The sequence below is a fragment of the Micromonospora chalcea genome (assembly GCF_002926165.1).
In the GTDB taxonomy this organism is placed as follows: Bacteria; Actinomycetota; Actinomycetes; order Mycobacteriales; family Micromonosporaceae; genus Micromonospora; species Micromonospora chalcea.
Genome location: NZ_MAGP01000165.1, coordinates 69,686 through 90,162, shown reverse-complemented (window position 1 = coordinate 90,162; position 20,477 = coordinate 69,686). Strand labels below are relative to the sequence as shown.

The window sequence follows — 20,477 nt, the reverse complement described above, 5'->3', positions numbered from 1 at the left end:
TCGGGCGCCGACCGGCAGTGGTTCAGCCCGTCAGCCCGATCGAACGCAGCGCGGCGAAGCCGTCCTCGGCGATCCGCCGGATCAGCCCGTCGTTGACGTCCCGATGCTCGTCGAGCAGGTCGACGTCCGACTCCGCCAGCCAGCGGAACTCGGTGTGCTTGCCGGCCTCCAGCCGAGGGCGGCTCAGATCGCCGTCCACCCGGACCAGGAAGTCGGTCTCCACCCGGGTCAGCCCGTCGTCGGCGGTGTAACGGTATTCGCCGACCAGGCCGAGCACGTGCGACACGGACCAGCCGGTCTCCTCGGTGACCTCCCGGCGCAGCGCGTCGTCGATCTCCTCGCCCGGTTCGAGGTGGCCGCCGACGATGTCCCAGCAGTTCGGGAAGAGGCGTCGGTCGGGGGATCGGCGTTGGATGAAGATGCGGCCGTCGTCGTCGACGATCAGCGCGCCGGCGCAGCGCAGGGGCTCGGTGGGCACCCTCCGACAGTAGCCATCCGCGCCGCCTCCGGCGATGCCCGTCCTTGTCCCGGTACGCATAGAGGGCCCACCATGTCCGTACTCAGTCGCCGTCCCACAGGGGTGATGTGTGATGCAGGTACGCGAAGCGATGTCCAGCGAGGTACTCGTGGTCGGGCCGGAGCACACGCTCCGGCAGGCGGCCCGGATGATGTCGGCCCGCGGTGTCGGGTCGGCGGTCGTGATCGACCCGGACTCCGAAGGGGTCGGGATCATGACCGAACGCGACGTGCTGAAGGCGATCGGTGCCGGGCTCGACCCGGATGTCGAGCGCACCGGCGCGCACCTGACCTGGGACGTCGTCTACGCCGGCCCGGACTGGACGGTCGAGGAGGCCGCCGCGGCGATGGCCCGGGGCGGTTTCCGGCACCTGGTCGTGCTCGACGGGCGTGAGGTGGCTGGAGTGATCTCGGTACGGGATCTGATGCGGGTCTGGGCGGGGCAGCACGCGCCGACCCGGAGCTGAACCGGGCCGGCGCGACGGGCGCCGGAGAAGGGCGATGGCCCGGCCGATACCGGCCGGGCCATCGTCGTGTGTGTTCTGTTTCGGTCGTGCCGCCCGTCAGGGGCCGACGAAGACCGAGGTGCCGCGCCAGTCCACGTCGTCGACGCTCGGACCGCTGCGCACCGTGGCGGTACCGGTCGGCACGCCGCCCGACCACGCCATCGAGGCGAGGTTGCCGGTGCTCCGGGAGACGACGTAGAGCGTGTCGCCGTCCAGGAACAGGCCGCCCGCGTCGGCGAAGCCGGTGGTGCCGGTGACCGTGTTGCGCTCGGCGCCGACGGTGCCGGTGTCCGGCGCGAACCCGCGCCAGAACAGCGTGCTCTGACCGGCCAGCGAGTAGTAGACCCGGCCCTTGGAGTAGAACATCGCGGTCACGTTCGGCAGTTCGGCGGAGAAGTTGCCGGTCATGCCGGCGTAGGTGGAGCCCTCCGGCGCGGAGCCGGTGACGACCAGGTCCCACTTCGCGTCGTGGTACGGGTCCAGCTTCTTCGCGGTGCCGAACTCGGTGCCGTCGAACGAGCGCTTGTAGAGGTCGCCGCCGACGCCGTAGAACAGGTCACCGCCGACCCAGAACGCGCCCTTGATGTTCGACCAGCCGGTGTTGTCGCCGTTCGGCACCGACATCGCGTTGCCGACCGAGGACGCGCCGTCGTACGTCCGCTTGGTGATGCTGTCCACCGTGGTGGACGGCGGCACCGGCGGCAGCTTGACGATCTCGATGGCCTGCACCAGCGGGTTCTCCAGGACGCGACCGAAGTCGATGTCGATGTTGCCGTCACTGGTGACCGGGAACGCCCGCATGGTGCCCCGGTTGGTGGCGCCGATCGCCGTGATCGGGTCGAAGTTGCTCAGCTTGACGACGCCGTCGATGCTGACGTTGAACTTGCGCTTGCCGGCGGTGGCGGTGCCGGCGTAGCGGTTCGCCAGGTAGAGGCGCACCTGCACCGGCGTGCCGGCCGGAACCGGGAAGTCCCACTGCATGTCCGGCGCGGTCGACTCGTCCCACCGCTCCGAGTTGAACAGCTCGACCGGCGTGCCGGCCGGCACGGTGGCGTCGAGCGCGGCGTTGGTGGGGTAGCTGGTCACCTGGCTGCCGGTGTTGTGGTAGGTGCTCGGCGCGGCGGCGGTGTCCGCGGCCCAGGCCGGCCCGCTCGGCGCGGCCATCTGGTCGCCACCGGCGTTGACCCGGTAGAGCACGTCCGAGGCGTCCGGGGTGGGCGCGGTCTTGACGATCTCGATGCCGTGGACCAGCGGGTTCTGGACCACCCGGCCGAAGTCGATGTCGACCACGCCGTCGCTGACCAGGGAGATCGACTGCATCGTGCCGCGGTCGGTGCCACCGGCGGCGGCGACCGGGTCGAAGTCGTTCAGCTTGAGCACGCCGTCGACGCTGACGTCGAACTTGCGGTTACCCGGCTTGCTCGTGCCGGACCAGCGGTTGGCCATGTAGATGCGGACGTCGATCCGGGTGCCGGCCGCGACCGGGATGTCCCACTGCATGTCCGGCGCGGTCGCCTCGTCCCACCGCTCCGAGTTGAACAGCGTGGCCGGCGTGCTCGCCGGCACGGTGGCGTCGAACGTGGCGTTCGTCGGGTACGTGGTCACGCTGTTGCCGGTGTTGTGGTACGGGCTCGGCGAGGCCTCGCTGTCGGCGGCCCAGTCCGGCCCGCCGTCGGTGGCCGGGATGGCCGGACCGCCGGCGTTGACCCGGTAGAGCACCTCGGTCTGCGCCGCGCGACCGGCCTGGTAGACGTTGCCCGGCAGGCCCTTGGTGCTGGTCGAGTGCGGGGCGTTGCCACCGGCCAGCGGGAAGAACGCGAGCCGCTTGCGCTGGTAGTCGAAGTCGCCGATGTACTCCTGGTCGCTGCCCAGCCAGAGCCCCTCCGGGGTCACCAGCATCTCGGTGACGCCGTAGCCGCGCGGGTGGCGGCCCGGGTTCCAGGACAGCGGCAGGCCGCTGACCGGGTCGAGGGCGGCGATGCTGGCGCGCGGCGGTGCGCCCGGTCCGGCCTTGTCCCGGGCGAGCGGGTTGTTCGACCAGCGGAAGTGGCCGCCGACGTAGATGGCCTTCTCGCTGATGCCGACGGAGAGGAAGGTGTCGCCGCCGCTGAAGTTCGTCCAGGTCGGCTTCTGGCCGGCGCCGGTGGCGTCGGTCTCCCAGCGGGCCGCGGAGTCACAGAGCGTGCCGGGGTAGGACGCGCCGGTGGTAACGACCACGAAGTACTTGCTGTCCGGGGAGAACTGGACGTCGCGCACCCACGAGTCGAACGCGGTGTACTTGCAGGCCGCGGCGTAGCTGTCGGTGTTCCAGTCGGCGACGGTGGCCGAGCTGGTGCCCAGGTTGATCCGCACGATCTGGTCGTGCACGACGCCGTCGGCCTTCTTGAAGTTGCCGATGACCACGAGGTGCTTGCCGTCCGGCGAGACGGTGAACTTCTCCACGCCGACTCCGGCCGAGGCCCCGTTGTTGGTCGGGGTCCAGTTGTGGTTCTCGGTCAGCGCCACGGTGAGGTAGTCGTCCACCGCGCCGGTGGTCGGGTTCAGCGAGGCCAGCCCGTTGCGGGTGGTCGTCGCGGTGACGGTGGTGAAGATGCCGCCGACGAGCAGGTGGCCGTCGACGAGCGCGATGTCGCTGACGGTGCCGTTGAACGCCGGGCCCTTGAACCCTTCGACGGGGGTGCCGTCGGCGACGTTCAGCAGCGCCAGCTTGCGGAAGTTCTTGTCGCCGACCTTGTTGAACTTGCCGGCCACGTAGACGGTGCCCGGGGTCGGGCCGGCGATGATGGCGGTGACGTCGTTGTCCAGCACCGGCGCGAACGCATTGTCGATCTTGCCGGTGGCCTTGTCGAAGGCGAGCAGCCCGCGCCGGTCGACCGGAGTGGGTGAGGAACCCCGGTTCTGCGCATTGGTGAACGAGCCGCCGACGATCACCTTGCTGCCGGCGTCGTGGATGGCCACCACGTTGCCGTCGTTGATGTTCGGCGTCTTGTCCGAGGGCACCTCGCCGACCATCGTGCTGTGGTCGGGCGCGGGCGCGGTGGTCGGCGCGGCGAGCGCCGGCACCGGTGTGAACAGGGTGGCGATGCCGAGTACGGCAGCGCCGAAGGCGGACACCGAGCGGTGTCTCAGGATCGAGGAAGCCACAGGCTACTCCGGGGGGAATACGTCGGAGGCGCTGCGATCGTGGCCGGTGCCGACTTGAGGCGGGGCGTCACTCGACCGACCGCAGACGTGAGAGCAATACCTTCTCGCATTCGCCGGTCGCGCGTCCACCCGGGATCGGCCTTTTTGGCCGAGGAAACGGCCCGGGTCGCACGAAAAGACGAGCGACTATCACTCGCCGGACACGGAGGGTGTCCCTGAGGGGACGCTCAGGTCGGGCATCGGCGGCTGGAAGTACGGATCCGTCGCCATCTCCCGGAAGACCTTCTCGCTTTCCGGGTCGTCGCCGAACGTGCTGTCGTAAATCGGCTTCTGCGTCTGCTTCGCCGCGAAGTAGACCGCCGCCTTGATCTGCGGGTGCTTCTTCAGGTACGGCCCGACCTCGCGCATCCAGTCGGCACGCTGGCCCGGACGCCCGTCCTGGGTCAGGCCGAACTCGCCGATGACGACCGGCCGCGGGTGCTTCTTGGCGAACGCCATGAAGTGGTCCATGCGGTTGGAGAAGCTGTTCCACTCCGGGCTGGGATAGACGTCGGCGCAGAGCCAGTCGACCTGGTCGTCGCCGGGGTAGTAGGCGGCGGCCCGGCGCTGCGGCTCGGCGAAGCCGTCCGCGTGCGGGCACCACACCCAGGCCGCGTTGGTGACGCCCATCTCCGTGAAGATGCCGCGGACGTGCTTCCACGCGGCGACGTAGTCCTCCGGCGAGTGCATGCTCGCGGCCAGGTTCGGCCGGTCCATCTCCCACCGGTAGCGCAGCAGCACCGGAACGCCGAACTCCTTGACGTCGCGCGCGCGTTCCCGGATCAGCGTGTCGTAGATGCCGCTGACCGTGGAGCGGGTGTCGGTGCCCTGCCAGGAGATCATCTGGAGCCTGCCCCGGGCCTGGAACGCCCGCTCGCTGGCGCCCGGGAACGGCTCGTTCCACTCGTGGAACATGTGCGCGATGGCGAGTGTGCCGCCGGCGGCCCGGTTGAACTCGTCGAACGCGGCGGCCCGCCCGGTGGCGGTGTGGTACTGCGGCTTGACCCAGGTGCCGAGCCAGGCGCCCTGCTCCGGCGGCTCCGGCCCGCGGCCGGTGGTGCGGACCGGCGCGGTCCGCGGCGTCACGGTCGGTGGAGGCGGCGCCGCCGTGGTCCCCTCGTCGGACCGTTCGGAGCCGATCTCACAGGCCGTCACGGCCGGTGCCAGCAAGGCCAGGCCCAGCACGGCAGCCATCGTCAGTCGTAACCGTCGTACCACCGCAACCTCTCCCCAGGACGGTCGCCGGCCACGGTGGGGCCCTGACGGATCCGCGTGAGCGGAGAGGCACGCCGGGCCGGGCGGGCGACCCCTGGCACTCTACCCGGGGAGGAGCGCTCAGGCGGGGTAGCCGAGCTCGGCCAGCAGCGGTCCGGCCTGCGCCAGCACATCGGCCAGATCCTTTTCGGTCAGTCGCTGCCGCCAGCGCCCCACCGAGCCCGGCCGGGCCTTGGCGAAGCGGGCGTGCAACGCCGCCCGGCCGGCCGGGTCGCGTACCTCCAGGAAGTCGGCGACCACCTCGGCGGCCTCCGCCGGCCGGGTGACGACGTCCTCGTAGCGCAGGTGCCGCACCCGGTCCGCGGGCAGCTCGGCGAGCTGGGTGAGCGCGCTGCTGGTGAAGCGCCGCCACATCCAGGCCGACCGGCCCAGGTCGGAGACCTGCGTGAACTCGTCGCGCCGCTCCGGCTCCACCCAGAACCGCGGCGCGGCGCCCCAGGGCGTACCGCCCCGGCCGCTGCGACCGGTGCCGGTGGACGCGGCGTTCAGCCAGGGCTGCTCGGCGTGCGACACCGCCACGTCCCGGCCGTCCCGGTAGACGTGCAGGAAGACCGCGTCCGGGAAGACCTCGGTCAGGAACGGCACGATGAAGCAGTTCTCCGGGTCCTTCTCGGCGAAGCGCAGTCCACCGTGCCCGGACGCGGCGAGCAGCGCGCCGTAGTAGCCCCGGAAGTAGCGGGCCGCCCGCTGCGGCGTCCAGCTTCCCTCGTAGACACAGCGGGCGACCGCCTTGGTCAGGCGCGGCTCGAAGTGGTACGACACGTCCGGCAGCGCGCCGACGCAACTGCCCAGGAACGTGGTGCCGGAACGCGGGGCCCCCAGGATGAAGATCGGGCGCTCCACCTTCAGCGTGAGGCGGCGGTTGCCCGCCTCCACCGGCCGTTCCAGCTCGCGGCGTTCCTTGCGGTCCGCCAGCAGGCCGACCGCGGCGAGCTTCGCGGCCTTCACGGTGGACAGCCCGGAGTGCGGGGCGAGGGGGGAGTCGCTGGTCATCGAAGGTCCCATCGGTGCGCAGGATCGGTCAGGACTGGGCGGCCGGGTCCGACCCGGCGCGGTTGCGGCCGCGGCGAAGGGACCGCAGCGCGTCGAGGTTCAGCGTGCGCCGCCAGCGCCAGACACCCGCCGCGTACGCGGCCAGGCCGACGGCGCTCACCAGCGCGAGCACCGGCGGCGTGGCGTCGAGCAGGCTCGCCGCGCCCAGCGGCAGGCCCAGCGCCACGACGGCGAGCGCCATCGCGGTACGGGTGCCGGCGCCGAACGGGTGCAGCCGCATCGACCACCAGAGCTGGGTCAGCGGCACCAGGTTGGTGACCAGGATCGAGATCGTCCAGGCCAGGGCCGCGCCGAGGATGCCGAACCGCGGGATGAGCAGCAGGTTGCCGACCACGTTGAGCACGGTGCCGGTCATCGCGTTGTAGAACGTCCACGCGGTGCGCCCGGCCATGTTGAGCACCATGTCGACCATGCCGCAGCCGGTGGCCAGCAGCATGGTCAGCGCCAGCAGCACCACGACCCGGCGGCCGTCGGCGTAGTCGCCTCCGAACAGCGCCAGCATCGGCGTGGCGAAGGCCGCGAAGATCAGGTACGCGGGCCAGGAGAGGATCACCAGCCAGCCGGTGGCGACCTGGTAGAGCTGGCCCGCCTCGGCCCGGTCGTTGCGGGCGAACGCGGCGGCCAGCCGGTGCTGCACCGAGCTGGACAGCGCGACGCTGGAGAGCTGGCCCAGCGCCAGGAACCGGGTCGCCGCCGTGTAGATGGCCGCCTCGGCCGGCCCGCGCAGCGCACTGAGCAGCACGATGTCCAGCCGCTGCACCACGATCGCGGCCAGGCTGCTGACCGCACGTGGCCCGGTGAAGCGCCAGAACGGCCCGGCCAGTTCACGCGCCGGCACCGGCCGGGTCACCTGCCGCCCGGCCCGGCCGACGAGCCGGCTCAGCCAGAACAGCGCGACCACCGCGGCGAGCAGGTACGGCACCACCCAGGCCAGCGGCAGCGCGACGGTGGCGGACAGCCCGAGCCAGGCGGCCACCGCCACGGCCAGGAACTGCACCAGCGTGCGGCCGAGCCGCTCCACTGTCAGCAGCGGGCGCATCTGGCCGAAGCCCCGGCAGGCGGCGAGCGCGTAGTCGTTGAGCGCGGCCAGCGGCACGAACGCCAGCAGGATACGCAGCGCGGTCACCGCCTCCGGCCCGGCCTCCGGCATGGTGGCCCGGGCCAGCGCCGGCGCGGCCAGCCAGCCGGCGAGGCCGAGCAGCGCGCCGACCGCGAGCACCGGCAGCAACCCGACCAGGATCGTGCCCCGGATCTGGTCGCGGCGGTCCAGCGTGCGCTGGCGGCTGACGAAGTAGACGGTGCCGACGTCGGTGCCGAGCCGGGCCGCCGACGCGGCGATCATGAACGCGCTGGTGGCCGCGAAGAACATGCCGGCCTCGCGGACGGACCAGCCCCGGGCGATGACGATGTTGAGCCCGAACCCGGCCACCGCGGCCAGGCCGACACCGACCAGGTTCGCGAAGCCCTGCCGGGCCGCGCCGCCGAGCCCCGCGCCCGGCCCGGGCGGCGGTGCGGTGAGCGTCGGGGTGCCGCCGGCGTCCGGCCGGGTCACCGCCGCCACGACGGCACGCGTCCCCACCACGCCGCCAGCCGCTCGTCGTACGGGGCGAAGTGGTCCTCCAGCCGGGCCCGCAGCTCCGCCGACATGGGCGAACGGGACCGCGAGTTGTGCTTGCCGAACGCGATGTCCGCCCAGCGGGGCAGCCCGAGGAAGTCGCAGACCGCGTCGAAGGACGGGCGCGGGTCGGCGAAGAAGTCGTCGCTGTCGATGACGTGCATCCGCTCCCGCCCGACGAGCGCCTCCAGCCGCTCCAGCTGCTCGATGTAGCGGCCCCGGGCCAGGTACGCGTTGTGCTGCAGGTGCTCGCTCGCGTACGCGGCCGAGCGGATCATCCGCTCCCGCTCGCCCGCGGTCCGCTGCTCCTCCAGCGCCAGCGCCCGCTCGAAGTCAGACTCGGTCTCGTAGCCCCGCGCCAGCTCGTGCGAGTGCGCCGAGTACGCCCGCTCCACCGGGTCACGCAGCAGCACCAGCAGCTTCACCGAGGGCAGGTCCTTGGCGATGCGCTGCCCGGCCAGCGGGTGGAACATGTAGTACGGGCTGGACTCGCCGGTGATCCCGCGTACCCCGATCTGGGCCTTGACCGCCTCGGCCTTGGCCGTGGTGGGGAAGTGCCCGAGGTACCAGTTCATCCCCCGGTGGTAGTCCATGTCGAAGTAGTGCACGCCCTTGTGGTACGCGGGCGGCAGCACGCCGGGGTGCTGCGAGAGCGTCTTGAAAAGCGAGGTGGTGCCGCAGCGCTGCGCCCCCACGATCAGGAATCCCGGCACCATCCGTGAGCCGGCGGTCAACCGACCGACCGTCCGGCTCACCGACTTCACCGCGCGGAGCGCCTGCTCCCTGGCCACCGTCACGTCCCCACTCCTCACTCTCACCGGGCCCGGCGGGCCAGGTGTTCCTCCACGGCGGGCAGCAGCCAGGTGTCGACGTGCCCCAGTCGCGCACCCGCCTCCGCCTGCCGGTCGCGCAGGTAGCGCGCAGCCAGCTCCACCAGGTAGAGCACGGCGACCAGATCGGCGCCCCCACCGGTCTGGTCGAACGGTGCCAGGGTTGCCCCGGCGCCGGCGATCAGCGCACGCGCGGCCTCGACCGGTTCCACCCCGTCGTGGCTCATCGCGCCCTGCACCGCCAGGTGCAGCGCGTCGTACCCGGCCGGCACGTCCGCCTCGAACCGCTCCCAGTCCCAGACCAGCACCCGGCCGTCGGCGAGCACCGCGCTGTTGCCGCCGTTCCAGTCCCCGTGCCACGCGCCGAAGGCGACCACCGGGTCGGCGTCCGCGACGGACTTCAGCACCGCGCGCAGCCGCCCGGCCTCCGGCCGGGGCCCGAGCGCGTCCACCGCGGCGGTGAGCCGGGCCGCGTGCCCGCTGGCCGCCCACGACTCCCGGCGTACGCCGAGACAGCCGGCGACCGCCACCATGGCCGCGCGTTCGGCCGCCTGCGCGGCGGCCGGGGCGGCCCGGGGCAGCCGCACCGGCAGCGCCTCCTGCACGAGCAGCGCGTGCCCGTGCCAGTCGCCGTGGTGGCGTACCCCGGCCAGGACCACCGGGCCGAGCGGCACCTCGGCGAGGCGGCGCAGCGCGTCCGCCTCCGCGTGCACGAGCGCGCGGGTCAGCGGGTCGACGCCGAGTTTCGCGTACCCGAGGGCCCGGCCGTCCGGGGCGAGCAGTTGCAGCACCGGCTTGCGGTTCGCGCGGGCCGGCCCGATGTGCAGGCTGACCAGCGCCGGCTCACCCAGCACCTCGGCCAGGTGCGCGTCCAGCCCGCCGCCGTCGACGACCAGCCGGTCGCGGAAGACGAGCGGCCCGAGACCGAGCCGGAACGCGGTGGCGAGGCCCTGCCGGACCAGCTTGGCCTTGCGGCCGACGGCCTCGGTGGAGTGCCGGACCGCGCTCGCCGCCGCCCGGCCGGAGCCGGTGGGCACGAGCAGCCGGGGGCGGGCCGCCGAGGGCACCACCACCCAGCCGGCGCCGCCGCGGCGCAGGCTGGGCTCGGCCGGCGCGGGCCAGATCAGCCCGGCCAGTTCACCGAGGTACGCGGCACGGCCGTCGCCGTCCGGGGGTACGCGGAACACCATCAGCGGTCACCGGTCGCTTCCAGCCGGGCCCGTAGCCCGGCGATCGTGCCCTGCGGTGGCGCGGGCGCGAGCGACCGGCGGATCCGGTCGTTGCGGGCCAGCAGGGCGACAGTGATCAGGGCGTAGGCGAGGGTTGCTTCCATCGCACCGTAGGTGAACTGGAAGAAGAGCATGAGGATGAGCACGAGCGTGCCGGCGATCCCGATGGCGCTGTGGTCGCGCCGGTAGCGCCAGATGCAGTAGATGAAGAACGCGTTGTAGCAGATCGCGCCGACCCAGCCCTGCCCGACGAGCAGCGCCCAGACCTGGCCGTTGCTGCCCAGCTCCCGGTTGCCGCACTGCTTGCAGTCCTCGGACTTGCCGATGGCGATCGACCGGTTGCTGCCGATCAGCGCCCGGTTGCCGCCGTAGCCGAGGATCGGCGACTGGTTGGCCGCCCGGACCGCGCCCTGCGACAGGGTGGTGCGGATGTCGTCGCTGTGCCCGTTCTGCAGGCGTTCGTCGAAGGTGCGGCCGAGCGGGGTCGCGACGATCAGCACGCCGATCAGTCCGACCGCCAGGGCGAGCCCGCCGAGCACCACCATCCGGCCGCGCAGCGCGAGCCGCAGCGCCACGTACGCGGCGGCGATGCCGAGGCCGATCCAGAGGCCGCGGTTGAGGGAGTAGACGATCGGGAAGATCGCCGCCAGCGCGATGGCCACGCCGGCGGTGCGGCGCAGCGGCTTGCCCAGCACCACCCAGCCGACGATCAGCCAGACCAGCAGGATCGCGGTGTTCTGGCCCCACGAGTTCGTGTAGGTGAACGGCGCGGACGGGCGGGGCGAGCTGGCCTCCCCCTCGATCACCTGCTGCACCTGGGCGAACTTGATCTCCATGAGCGAGGTGACGTACGGGTGGCCGGCGATCGACTGCGGCAGGACGAACCGCAGCGGCGCGACGAACCTGAGGTTCGGGAAGAGCGAGCCGATCCAGCCGCCGAGCACCACGACCACGCCCATGAACCCGAACAGCCGGACCATCCGGCGCTGGGACAGCTCCCGCTCGCGCAGGTTGTAGACGTAGAGCATGGTCACTGTCATCGCGACGTAGTTGGCGAGCCGGATGCCCCAGCCGATGTACTTGCCGCTGCCGCCGGGCGGCAGCGTGTTCGGCGCGGTGAGGTCGAGGGTGAGCACGGACAGGAACACCCAGAGCAGCAGGACCATCCAGATCCCGAAGCCGGGCGGCACCCGGACCGGGCCGCGTTTGCGCATCTGCGCCACCATCGGCACCGCGAAGATGACGAACACGAAGCTCGACACGCCGAGCACCCACCACAGCGGGTACAGCAGGAAGACCGCGATCAGCGGCCATGCCGTCGGCAGCCGCCACGACCAGCCCTCCGGCCGTACCCGCACCGGGCGGAGGCGGTTCCCGCCGGGCGACACCGCGGCGAGCGGAACCGACCCGCGCGCGGTACGGGGCGGGGTGGCGGTGCTCATTTCACGGAGACCTTGGCGGTGGTCGGCGCGTAGATGACCCACGCGTTGCCGGGCTGGGGGCGCAGGAGGTCGCCGCCGGTGTCGGCGAGCGTGCAGACCAGAGGCAGGCCGGGCTTGCGCCACCGGCCCTTGGCGCTGTTCGGCCCGGACACGGCGAGCACCGCGCCCTCACCGAAGACGTTCGCCGAGGGCAGCGAGCGCGGGGACGGGTTGCGTACGTCGAGCGTGCGGTACTCCATCGTCAGCACGATGACGGATGCGGCGGTCACGGTGACCTTGCCGATCCTGCCGGCCCAGACGGACTTCGCCTGGTCGTACCGCCAGACCATCGGCGGACCGCCGGAGACGGTGACGGTGAGTTCGGTGGCGGGTGCCAGGTCGCGGGTGGCGAGCGCCTCGCCGTCGGTGGTGTGGTCGATCGGCGCAGGGGGCGGCTGGCCCCCCTTCGGGGCGGCCTTGAGCAGCGCGGCGGTCGACGTGTAGCCGCCGGAGAAGACCTTGCTGTCGTCGTCGGGCGTGACGCCGTCGAGGTCGGAGTTCTCGAACTGGGTGAGGAAGCCGGTGGGGCCGCCGTTGTAGCCGACGAACGGGCGCAGCACAGTGAGCGACCGGATGTCGACCGGCCGGATCTCGGTGACCGGGCCGATCTTGGCGGCGTCCTTGGAGTGAAACACCGCGGTCAGGTGCAGCGTGTCCGACTCGGCGAACTCGGCGTAGACCAGGTCGGCGGCGTCCAGGCCGGCCGGTGTGGTCGCGGGGCTCACCCGCAGCGGCACCGCGACCGCCTGGCGGGTCGCCGCGGCCGGAGTGCTGACCGGAGCCCCGGTCAGCGGGCCCTTGGGCAGGGTCGGCGAAGCGCTGGCCGCGGACGGCGAGGCGGTGACGTCGCCCGGGTCCACCACCTGGACCTTGCCCGGCTTGGGCTCGGGCTCGCTGCACCCGGTCCCGACGCCGAGGACGACGGCGGGGGCGATGGCGGCGCGGAGCATCTGCCGACGGTTCACCCCAGGTCCTCGCCGGAGTCGAGGGCGTAGCTGCGGCCGTCGCCGTCACCCCGGGAGCGGTACGTGCCGCCGGTGCCGTTGAGCGGCACCGGCTTGCCCGGGGCGGCGGGCGGGGTGGCCTTGCCGGGCATCTGCGGCGCCGGAGCGGCCGGCTTCGCCGGGGCGGGCCGGGACGACTGCATGCGCGGCAGCACCATGGTCGACTCGGCGGACGGGCCGGGGCTGGGCCGGGGCTTGGGCCGGTTGGCCGGGGCAGCCGGGGCGCTCGACGCGTTCGACCCGCCGGACGTCGCCGGGCGGGTGGCGCCGGCGGGCGGTTCGGGCAGGCGCGGAGCCAGCACGGCGCCGATCACCGGCGCGTTCACCTGCTCGAACTGCTGGAGCGCGGCGGTGATCTCACCGCTGCGGGTCTTGCCCGCCTCGGCCACCATGATCACCGCGTCGACGTACCGGCCCAGGGCCTGGGCCTCCACGGCGAACGTGGGCTGCGGGGTCTCGATGATCACGTGGTCGAAGCGCGCGGACAGCTCGTGCAGGATCTCCAGCAGACCGGCGACCGGCAGCTCCACCTCGGCGTCCAGGTCGCCGCCCACCAGCACCCGGAGCTGGCCGAGCCCCGGCACCGGCGCGAGCGCCTTGAGCGGGGGCACGTCGCGGCGCAGCACCGAGGCGAGGCTGTGCCGCCCCTCGGCGACGCCGGTGATCGCGCCCACCGCCGAGTCGGGCTTGGTGGTGATCAGCGCGACCTGCTGGCCGGTACGGGCGTACGAGGCGGCGAGGTTGGCGGCGACGAACCCGGCGGCGGCGCCGGCCGAGGCGTCACAGAGCAGCAGTTGGCGCCCGCGCCCGCCCTGCGCCGCTTCGGGCACCGCGGAGAGCAGCACGTTGCGCAGCCGGCCCAGCTCGCGGGAGGCCCGGTGGGTGGCCGGCAGGACTGCGAGCGACGGCGCGCGCGACGGCAGTTCCACAAGCAGCGGCAGGCCGACCCGGTCGGAGATGTCGCGTCCGCGGCGGATCCGGGTGTCCAGCCGGTCCAGCACCAGCGCCAGCACGATGCCGAGCAGCAGACCCGCGCCCATGCCGCTGGCGAGGTTGAGCGTGCGGTTCGGCGAGCTGGGCCGCTCCGGCAGCCGGGCGTCGGAGATGATCTCGCCGGGATCGGAGCCGGCCGCGCTCAGCGGGTTGAGCCGGTTGTACAGGTTGCTGATCTGGTTGGTGACGAGCTGGCGGTCGGATTCGGCCCGCTCGCGCTCGGGCGAGTTGGACGGCGCCGCCGAGATCCGCCCGGCGATCGCGCTCAACTGCTTCTGCAGATCGGCGATCTGCTGCTTGAGCGTGTTCGTCTCGTTCTCCAGCGACTTCTGCGCGGTGGCCTTGCGCAGGTCGAGGTAGGCCTGGGCGAACGCGTGCGAGCCCGACTGGGCGCCCTCGGGGCTGTTCGCCTCGTACGCCACCTGGAGGATCTGGCTGTTCGGCGGGACCTTGACGGTCACCGACTTGACGAGCTGGTCGGCCCCGGTGTCGACCTTCATCAGCGCCTTGGCCCGCTCCGCCACCACGAGCGAGCGGACCACCTGCGCCTCGGTGTCGAGGTTGACCTTGGCGTTGGGGTTGTTCTCCGCGCCCGAGCCGAGCGGGCGCACCAGCAGCGACGTGGTCGAGGTGTAGCGCGCCTCCTGGACCTGGCTCAGCGCCAGCCCTCCGCCCAGGCCGAGGACCGCGGCGAGCAGCAGGATCCACCAACGGCGGCGCAGCCAGCCCAGGTAGGCCATCAGGGCAAGACCGTCGGCGTCGCTCTCGGCCAAATGGGGTGAGGGCATCAGAGTCTGTCGCTCCCTTTCGACCGAGCCGGGCAGTCCACGGCACAGCTGGACCTGACCGTGGCCTTGAGTGTCCCCGATCCGAACGACGAGGGAAAGTCTGCTCACGTTCCGGTAAGCCTGCCCGGGTGTGGGCAGCCCGCGTAGAAATGGCCGATCGGCGCTGACCATTCGGCGGGTTTCCCGGTGCCGGGCCCGACTTGCCCCCGGTAAGCCGACGTCGCCGACGGCTCTCGTGCGGAGCGGTGACGGAATCCTGACACATCTCACTTCGTCCGGGTGTCCCGGCCCGTGGTCCGGGCGCCGCCGGGCTGACCTGCCCGACGGCCGGTCGACGCGCATCCCGTTGACGGGAATCGCGAGGTGAGCCGACCGGCGAGCCAGGATCCGTCCAATGGCCCCTTCAGTTGCCCACGGGCCCGCCAGTAGGTTGTCAGGACGCGTCCGAGGGGCATTCACAAAAATCCGGACGCGTCATCCGCGTACGGGAGGACGTTTGTGGTGAGCGGGTCAACCGAGGACTCGGGACAGGTCCTGCTGGTGGGTTCCAGTGGCGGGCACCTGGCCCAGCTCCTGGCCCTGGAACCGTGGTACCGGGATCGGCGCCGCGCATGGGTAACCTTCGACACCCCGGACGCGCGCTCGCTGCTCGCCGGCGAGGACGTGGTCTGGGCGCACCACCCCACCACACGCAACGTCAAGAACCTGGTACGCAACGCGTTCCTCGCGCTGAAGGTCATCCGCCGGCGCCAGGTCGACGCGGTCGTCACCACCGGCGCCGGGGTCGCCCTGCCGTTCGTGGTGGCGGCCCGCATGCGCAAGATCCCCACGGTCTACATCGAGGTGTACGACCGGATCGACAGCGCGACGCTCACCGCCCGGCTCTGCCGTCCCTTCCTCTCGGCGATGCTCGTGCAGTGGGAGGAGCAGCGCCGGATGTACCCGGAGGCGACCGTCGTGGGGAACCTCCTCTGATGGCGCACATTCCCCAGCAGCGGGACCGGCGGTCCAGGCCGTTCGTGCTGGTCGTGGTCGGCACCGACGTGCACCGCTTCGACCGGCTGGTCGGCTGGCTGGAACGCTGGCACGCGGCCCGGCCCGAGGTCCGGCTGGTCCTCCAGTACGGCCACAGCCGCACCCCGGCCCTGCCCGAGGCCACCCCGTTCCTCGGCCACGAGGAACTCCAGCAGGCGATGGCGGAGTCCACGCTCGTGGTCAGCCACGGCGGCCCGGCCACCATCACCGAGGCCCGGCGCACCGGCCACCTGCCGATCGTGGTGCCCCGCGACCCGGCCCACGACGAGCACGTCGACAACCACCAGCAGCTGTTCTCCCGCCGCCTGGGCGCGGCCGGCATGGTGCGGCTGTGCGAGTCCGAGGCCGAGCTGGTCGCCGCGCTGGACGAGGGCCTGGCCGACCCGAGCCGGTTCGTCCTGGCCGCCGACCCGGGCCGTCCGGACCCGCGCGCCGAGGCGGTCGCCCGGGTCGGCGCGGTGATCGACGGCCTGGTCGCCGGCCGGGTACGCCAGCGGACCGCCGGGCGGCGCGGATGAGCGGCCCGGACCCGGCTGCGCCGCGGGTCCTCTTCGTCGGCGGCCTCGGCCGCAGCGGCTCCACGCTGCTGGAGCTGCTGCTCGCGCAGAGCGCCGACGTGTGCGCCGTCGGTGAGGTCGTGCACCTGTGGGAGCGGGCGCTCGGGGCCGACGAGCGGTGCGGCTGCGGCGAGCGGTTCACCGGCTGCCCGTTCTGGCGGCAGGTCGGCAACCAGGCGTTCGGCGGCTGGGACGCGGTCGACCGGGACGACGTGCTGGCGCTCAAGGACCGGGTCGACCGGACCCGGCACATCCCCCGGCTCGCCAAGGAGGCGCTCCCGCCGGAGCAGCTCGCCGACGTGCGCCGCTACGCCGACCTGTACACCCGGATCTACCGGGCCGCGCTCGCGGTGACCGGCGCCCGGGTCGTGGTGGACTCCAGCAAGCACGCCTCGCTCGCGTTCGCGCTGCGCTGGGCCGAAGGGCTCGACCTGCGGGTCCTGCACCTGGTCCGGGACAGCCGGGCGGTGGCGTACTCGTGGGGCAAGCAGGTGCGCCGCCCCGAGGTGGTCGACGGCGAGGACTTCATGCCGACCTTCTCGCCGTTCGAGGTGAGCAAGCTGTGGACCGCGCAGAACGCGGCGTTCCACCTGCTCGCCTCCCGGGCCAAGGTGCTGCGGCTGCGGTACGAGGACTTCACCGCCGACCCGGCCGGCACCGTAAGCCGGGTGCGGGACTTCGCCGGCCTGCCGGACGACCCGGCCGCGCTGCGGATCCTCTCGGCGGACGCGGCCGACGCGGCCAGCGAGCCGGCCGCGCCGTTCCGCGCGCACAGCGTCGCCGGCAACCCGTTGCGGTTCAGCGGCGGGCCGTTGACAGTGCGCCGCGACGAGGCATGGCGCGACCGCCTGCCGCGACGCAGCCGTGCCGTGGTCAGCCTGGCCACGCTTCCCCTGCGGGTCCGTTACGGCTATCTGGGCCAGCGGGGATCCGACGAGTCCGTGGAGAGAGCATGAGTGGGCCGAGCATCTCGGTGGTCGTACCGACGCGGGACCGTCCGGAGCTGCTGCGCGCGGCGCTCGACGCGATCCTCAGCCAGGCGCACCCGGGCCTGATCGAGGCGATCGTGGTCTACGACCAGTCCGAGCCGGACCGGTCGCTGGAGACCGACCGGGGTGACCGGCGGATCCGGGTGATCACCAATACCCGTACCGCCGGGCTGGCCGGCGCGCGCAACACCGGCATCGAGGCGGCCGCCGGCGACTGGGTGGCGTTCTGCGACGACGACGACGAGTGGCTGCCCGGCAAGCTCGCCGCCCAGTTCGGGGCGCTCGACGCGCACCCGGACGGCGCGCTGGTGAGCTGCGGCATCCGGGTCAGCTACGACGACCGTACGGTGGACCGCTCGCTGGACCGCGCCCGGATCTCGCTGGAGGCGCTGCTGCGCGACCGGCTCACCGAGCTGCACCCGTCCACGTTCCTGATCCGCCGGGCCGCGCTGCTCGACGCGATCGGCCTGGTCGACGAGCAGATCCCGGGCAGCTACGCGGAGGACTACGAGTTCCTGCTCCGCGCCGCCCGGTACGCGCCGCTGGTGAACGTGGAAAGCCCGTACGTGCTGGTCCGCTGGCACAAGCGGTCCTACTTCGCGCAGCGCTGGGAGACCATCTCGACCGCGTTGCAGTGGCTTCTGCGCCGCTACCCGGAGTTCGCCACCGTGCCGCACGGCGAGGCTCGGGTGGCCGGTCAGATCGCGTTCGCGCAGGCCGCCATGGGTAACCGGCGGGACGCGGTCCGCTGGGCGCGGCGCACGCTGGCCCGCAACCCGAAGGAGCCGCGTGCCTACCTGGCGCTGGCGGTGGCGAGCCGGGCGGTGCAGGCCGACCGGGTGCTGCGCACGCTGCACAAGCGCGGCCGGGGCATCTGACGCGTACGCGGAACGGGCGGGCGACCTCGGTCGCCCGCCCGTTCTCGTCCGGTCATCAGGTCAGGCCGTGCAGAAGGACTTCCACGCCTGGATGCTCGGCTGGTCGAGCAGCCGGAAGTCGCCCTGGCTGACGGTCTGGTTGTAGTACGCGACGAATTCCGGCCGCTGGCCGTTGAGGAAGTTCGTCATCGACCGGATCCAGGCCGCCCGGCCGGTGCCCGGGTCACCCGGCACCAGGTCGCTGCCGGTCTCCGCGACGCCCCACGGCTTGCCGAGCGCCTTCGACTTGCTGATCATCGGGCCGTAGATCTCCTGCGGCGGGGCGTACCGCTTCCACTTCTTGCCCCAGTTGTAGCAGTCCCAGCCGAGCGTCTCGATCACGTCGGAGCCGGGGTAGAACGCGTCGAAGCTGCGCCCGGACTTCGGGTCGAGCGTCCAGCACATCAGGATCAGCGTGTTGATCAGCTTGGGGTTGTTCGCCCGGGCGGCCAGCCCGGCCACCCGCTTCCACGCGGTCCGGTACGCCTCGGTGGTGAAGGCGCCGCGCTCGACGTCGTCCTCCGGCTCGTGGAAGTACGACCAGTAGACGTTGTGCTCGCGCGGGATCGAGGCGAACCAGGAGGTCAGGCGGGAGTCGAACTTGCCGGTGTTGATCTCCTGCGGCGCCGCCTTGAAGGACACCACAACGGTCCGGTCCACCACGTCGGCCCGGCTGCCGGACCAGGCCGGCGGCAGGCCGGGGAAGAAGATCCGGGCCATCCGCAGCTTGCCGAACGTCCGGTCGGAGCGGGCCAGCGCCTGACCGAAGGTCTCCCCGTTCTGCACGCCGATGGAGGCGCCGGGCAGCGTCAGCCGCGTACCGCCGAAGGCCGGGCCCGCGTTCTCGGAGGCCGACGGGCGGGCCGAGGGTCTGCCACCTAGGCCCTGGTCGGCGCTCGGGGACGCACCCGGCGTAGCCGGCGCCCCCGGGCCCATCGAGGTCGCCGGGCCGACCGATCCGGGCGCCTCGCCTGCTTGCGGGTTCGCGGAGTCGGGCCGCAGCGCGGCCACCGCGACCCCGCCGCCGGCCACTGCCAGCGCCAGCGCCGCCGCGACCGCCACGCGCCAGCGTCGCCGGGCGCCGCCGGGCGGCGGAGTCGTCCCCGGTGCGAGCGGCGGAGCGGGCGGGCGGCCCGGCCCGCCGGTGGCCGGATCGTGCGGGGCGTCCACCGGAGGCGGCCCGGTCAGGGTGGCGGTCGCCGCCGCGCCCGCACCCCGTACCGCGTCGCCCGCCGGACCCGGCCCGGCCCAGTCGGCGTCGTCGTGCGGCGCCCAGCCGGGGTCACCGTGGACCGTCGGCTCGTCCTGCGGCCAGGCGGCGTCCCGGTGGCCGGCGTCCGGCCGTTCCGGCCACGGCAGGTCGCCGCCGCCGGTCCGGGCCGGTGGCGGCGGAGACGAGGTGACCTCGGCCTCCGGCCAGGGCAGCGACGGGCCGCCTGCCTGGCGTGGAATGTCCTGACCCGGCCACAGGCCGGTCGGCTGCCCGAAGGCGTTGTGCGGCTCTCGATCGGCCGGCATGACCCTCCCTGGCTGTCGGCGGCCCGTGTCCGGGCTCAGATCGCCACGCATACCTGCCCGACGATAACCCTCATTCACCTGGCCGTATGTACCGTGACACTCAGCCGAACGCCTGACCGGGGGTGTCGGTGACGGTCGAAGCGGGCATCTCGACCCCGGTCCGCGCGATCGCGTCGAGCAACTGGTCGGCCAGCTCCGGCCGGCAGACCAGCAGATCGGGCAGGCGCGGGTCGGCGCGGTTGTAGCGCAGCGGCGAACCGTCGATCCGGGACGCGTGCATGCCCGCGCCGAGCGCCACCGCGACCGGGGCGGCACTGTCCCACTCGTACTGGCCGCCCGCGTGGACGTACGCGTCGACCTCGCCGGTCACCACGGCGCAGACCTTCACACCGGCCGAGCCCATCGGTACGGCGATCGCACCGAGCATCTCGACCAGCTCGCCCACGAACGCGGGCGGGCGGCTGCGGCTCACCGCGATCCGGATCGGCCCGTCGGTCGGCTTCGGCGGCGGGCAGGTGGTGCCGAGCACGAGCGGCGTACCGTCCACAGTGGTCCGCGCCGGCATGCCGACGGCACCGGCGACCAGGGCGCCGTCGGGCGCGGCGGAGCGCTGCCAGAGCGCCACGTGCACCGCCCAGTCGTCCCGCCCCTCCTCGGAGAACTCACGGGTGCCGTCCAGCGGGTCGATGATCCAGACCCGGTCCGCCTCGTGCCGGGGCGCGCGCTCGCCGTCCGCCCATGCGCGGCGGGCGTCGGCCTCCTCTTCGGAAAGCACCGCGTCGGCCGGCCGCAGGCGGGCCAGCGCCGCCGTCATCAGCTCGTGCGACGCGCGGTCGCCGGCGTCCTTGAGCGCCTTCGGGTCGGCGAAGCCCTGCCGGTCCCGCAGCGCGGTGAGCGCCTTGCCGGCCTCGGTCGCCAGCCACTGCGCGAACCGCTGGTCGTCGAGCCGTCCCGCCTCGTCCTCGGTCACGAGCCTCATCCCTTGTTC

Annotated in this window: 17 protein-coding genes; 5 read left to right on the top strand and 12 right to left on the bottom strand. The window is 72.9% G+C overall.

The window, feature by feature from the left end:
* Nucleotides 1-22: 22 nt before the first annotated feature.
* Complete coding sequence (locus BAW75_RS28950) at nucleotides 23-478, bottom strand: NUDIX domain-containing protein (protein WP_231915615.1); 456 nt, start codon at nucleotides 476-478, stop codon at nucleotides 23-25.
* A 112-nt stretch (nucleotides 479-590) separates the two neighbouring features.
* Here BAW75_RS28950 and BAW75_RS28945 point away from each other — a divergent pair, with 112 nt between their 5' ends.
* Nucleotides 591-983: a CBS domain-containing protein gene (locus BAW75_RS28945; RefSeq protein ID WP_030499400.1), complete on the top strand. Its 393-nt coding sequence runs from the start codon at nucleotides 591-593 to the stop codon at nucleotides 981-983.
* Between the two features lie 96 nt (nucleotides 984-1,079).
* Here BAW75_RS28945 and BAW75_RS28940 read toward each other — a convergent pair whose 3' ends face one another.
* From BAW75_RS28940 to BAW75_RS28900, 9 genes are all read right to left on the bottom strand, one after another.
* Entirely contained in the window at nucleotides 1,080-4,166 is a 3,087-nt protein-coding gene (locus BAW75_RS28940) for a malectin domain-containing carbohydrate-binding protein (protein WP_104115632.1), read from the bottom strand.
* Between the two features lie 189 nt (nucleotides 4,167-4,355).
* Entirely contained in the window at nucleotides 4,356-5,399 is a 1,044-nt protein-coding gene (locus BAW75_RS28935) for a glycoside hydrolase family 26 protein (protein ID WP_043327759.1), read from the bottom strand.
* Between the two features lie 141 nt (nucleotides 5,400-5,540).
* A complete protein-coding gene (locus BAW75_RS28930) occupies nucleotides 5,541-6,473 on the bottom strand; it encodes a sulfotransferase family protein (RefSeq protein ID WP_104115631.1) in 933 nt (310 codons plus the stop codon).
* A 28-nt stretch (nucleotides 6,474-6,501) separates the two neighbouring features.
* Nucleotides 6,502-8,115, bottom strand: a complete 1,614-nt coding sequence (locus tag BAW75_RS28925; RefSeq protein WP_104115630.1) for an oligosaccharide flippase family protein — start codon at nucleotides 8,113-8,115, stop codon at nucleotides 6,502-6,504.
* Nucleotides 8,082-8,945, bottom strand: a complete 864-nt coding sequence (locus BAW75_RS28920) for a sulfotransferase family protein (protein WP_043327762.1) — start codon at nucleotides 8,943-8,945, stop codon at nucleotides 8,082-8,084. The genes BAW75_RS28925 and BAW75_RS28920 overlap by 34 nt, the downstream gene beginning before the upstream one ends.
* Before the next feature lie 17 nt (nucleotides 8,946-8,962).
* Nucleotides 8,963-10,168 (bottom strand): hypothetical protein, encoded by a 1,206-nt coding sequence (locus BAW75_RS28915; RefSeq protein WP_064448107.1) that lies wholly within the window; start codon nucleotides 10,166-10,168, stop codon nucleotides 8,963-8,965.
* Entirely contained in the window at nucleotides 10,168-11,649 is a 1,482-nt protein-coding gene (locus BAW75_RS28910) for an O-antigen ligase family protein (protein ID WP_069089222.1), read from the bottom strand. The genes BAW75_RS28915 and BAW75_RS28910 overlap by 1 nt, the downstream gene beginning before the upstream one ends.
* Nucleotides 11,646-12,653: a DUF3048 domain-containing protein gene (locus BAW75_RS28905; protein WP_104115629.1), complete on the bottom strand. Its 1,008-nt coding sequence runs from the start codon at nucleotides 12,651-12,653 to the stop codon at nucleotides 11,646-11,648. Before BAW75_RS28905 ends, BAW75_RS28910 begins: the two co-directional genes overlap by 4 nt.
* Nucleotides 12,650-14,473, bottom strand: a complete 1,824-nt coding sequence (locus BAW75_RS28900; protein ID WP_104115628.1) for a Wzz/FepE/Etk N-terminal domain-containing protein — start codon at nucleotides 14,471-14,473, stop codon at nucleotides 12,650-12,652. The genes BAW75_RS28905 and BAW75_RS28900 overlap by 4 nt, the downstream gene beginning before the upstream one ends.
* A gap of 498 nt (nucleotides 14,474-14,971) precedes the next feature.
* On the opposite strand from BAW75_RS28900, the gene BAW75_RS28895 reads away from it, so the two are divergent.
* The 4 genes from BAW75_RS28895 to BAW75_RS28880 are packed head-to-tail and all read left to right on the top strand — an operon-like array spanning nucleotide 14,972 to nucleotide 17,932.
* Nucleotides 14,972-15,448, top strand: coding sequence for a glycosyltransferase family protein (locus BAW75_RS28895; protein WP_030499390.1), 477 nt, complete (start codon nucleotides 14,972-14,974; stop codon nucleotides 15,446-15,448).
* Nucleotides 15,448-16,026: a glycosyltransferase gene (locus tag BAW75_RS28890; RefSeq protein WP_043327766.1), complete on the top strand. Its 579-nt coding sequence runs from the start codon at nucleotides 15,448-15,450 to the stop codon at nucleotides 16,024-16,026. The genes BAW75_RS28895 and BAW75_RS28890 overlap by 1 nt, the downstream gene beginning before the upstream one ends.
* Nucleotides 16,023-17,021: a sulfotransferase family protein gene (locus BAW75_RS28885; protein ID WP_104115627.1), complete on the top strand. Its 999-nt coding sequence runs from the start codon at nucleotides 16,023-16,025 to the stop codon at nucleotides 17,019-17,021. The genes BAW75_RS28890 and BAW75_RS28885 overlap by 4 nt, the downstream gene beginning before the upstream one ends.
* Nucleotides 17,018-17,932 (top strand): glycosyltransferase family 2 protein, encoded by a 915-nt coding sequence (locus tag BAW75_RS28880; protein WP_104115626.1) that lies wholly within the window; start codon nucleotides 17,018-17,020, stop codon nucleotides 17,930-17,932. Before BAW75_RS28885 ends, BAW75_RS28880 begins: the two co-directional genes overlap by 4 nt.
* Nucleotides 17,933-17,992: 60 nt before the next feature.
* Here the strand turns inward: BAW75_RS28880 and BAW75_RS28875 are convergent, their stop codons facing one another.
* On the bottom strand, nucleotides 17,993-19,489 hold the full coding sequence (locus tag BAW75_RS28875) for a hypothetical protein (protein WP_104115625.1): 1,497 nt from the start codon (nucleotides 19,487-19,489) through the stop codon (nucleotides 17,993-17,995).
* 100 nt (nucleotides 19,490-19,589) lie between these two features.
* On the bottom strand, nucleotides 19,590-20,468 hold the full coding sequence (locus BAW75_RS28870; protein ID WP_104115624.1) for a 3'(2'),5'-bisphosphate nucleotidase CysQ: 879 nt from the start codon (nucleotides 20,466-20,468) through the stop codon (nucleotides 19,590-19,592).
* Between the last annotated feature and the right edge of the window lie 9 nt (nucleotides 20,469-20,477).

Coding starts and splice junctions, on each gene's coding strand:
- BAW75_RS28885 (WP_104115627.1), top strand. CDS start 16,023: ATGAGCGGCCCGGACCCGGCTGCGCCGCGGGTCCTCTTCGTCGGCGGC.
- BAW75_RS28945 (WP_030499400.1), top strand. CDS start 591: ATGCAGGTACGCGAAGCGATGTCCAGCGAGGTACTCGTGGTCGGGCCG.
- BAW75_RS28875 (WP_104115625.1), bottom strand. CDS start 19,489: ATGCCGGCCGATCGAGAGCCGCACAACGCCTTCGGGCAGCCGACCGGC.
- BAW75_RS28880 (WP_104115626.1), top strand. CDS start 17,018: ATGAGTGGGCCGAGCATCTCGGTGGTCGTACCGACGCGGGACCGTCCG.
- BAW75_RS28900 (WP_104115628.1), bottom strand. CDS start 14,473: ATGCCCTCACCCCATTTGGCCGAGAGCGACGCCGACGGTCTTGCCCTG.
- BAW75_RS28935 (WP_043327759.1), bottom strand. CDS start 5,399: ATGGCTGCCGTGCTGGGCCTGGCCTTGCTGGCACCGGCCGTGACGGCC.
- BAW75_RS28910 (WP_069089222.1), bottom strand. CDS start 11,649: ATGAGCACCGCCACCCCGCCCCGTACCGCGCGCGGGTCGGTTCCGCTC.
- BAW75_RS28890 (WP_043327766.1), top strand. CDS start 15,448: ATGGCGCACATTCCCCAGCAGCGGGACCGGCGGTCCAGGCCGTTCGTG.
- BAW75_RS28870 (WP_104115624.1), bottom strand. CDS start 20,468: ATGAGGCTCGTGACCGAGGACGAGGCGGGACGGCTCGACGACCAGCGG.
- BAW75_RS28930 (WP_104115631.1), bottom strand. CDS start 6,473: ATGACCAGCGACTCCCCCCTCGCCCCGCACTCCGGGCTGTCCACCGTG.
- BAW75_RS28915 (WP_064448107.1), bottom strand. CDS start 10,168: ATGGTGTTCCGCGTACCCCCGGACGGCGACGGCCGTGCCGCGTACCTC.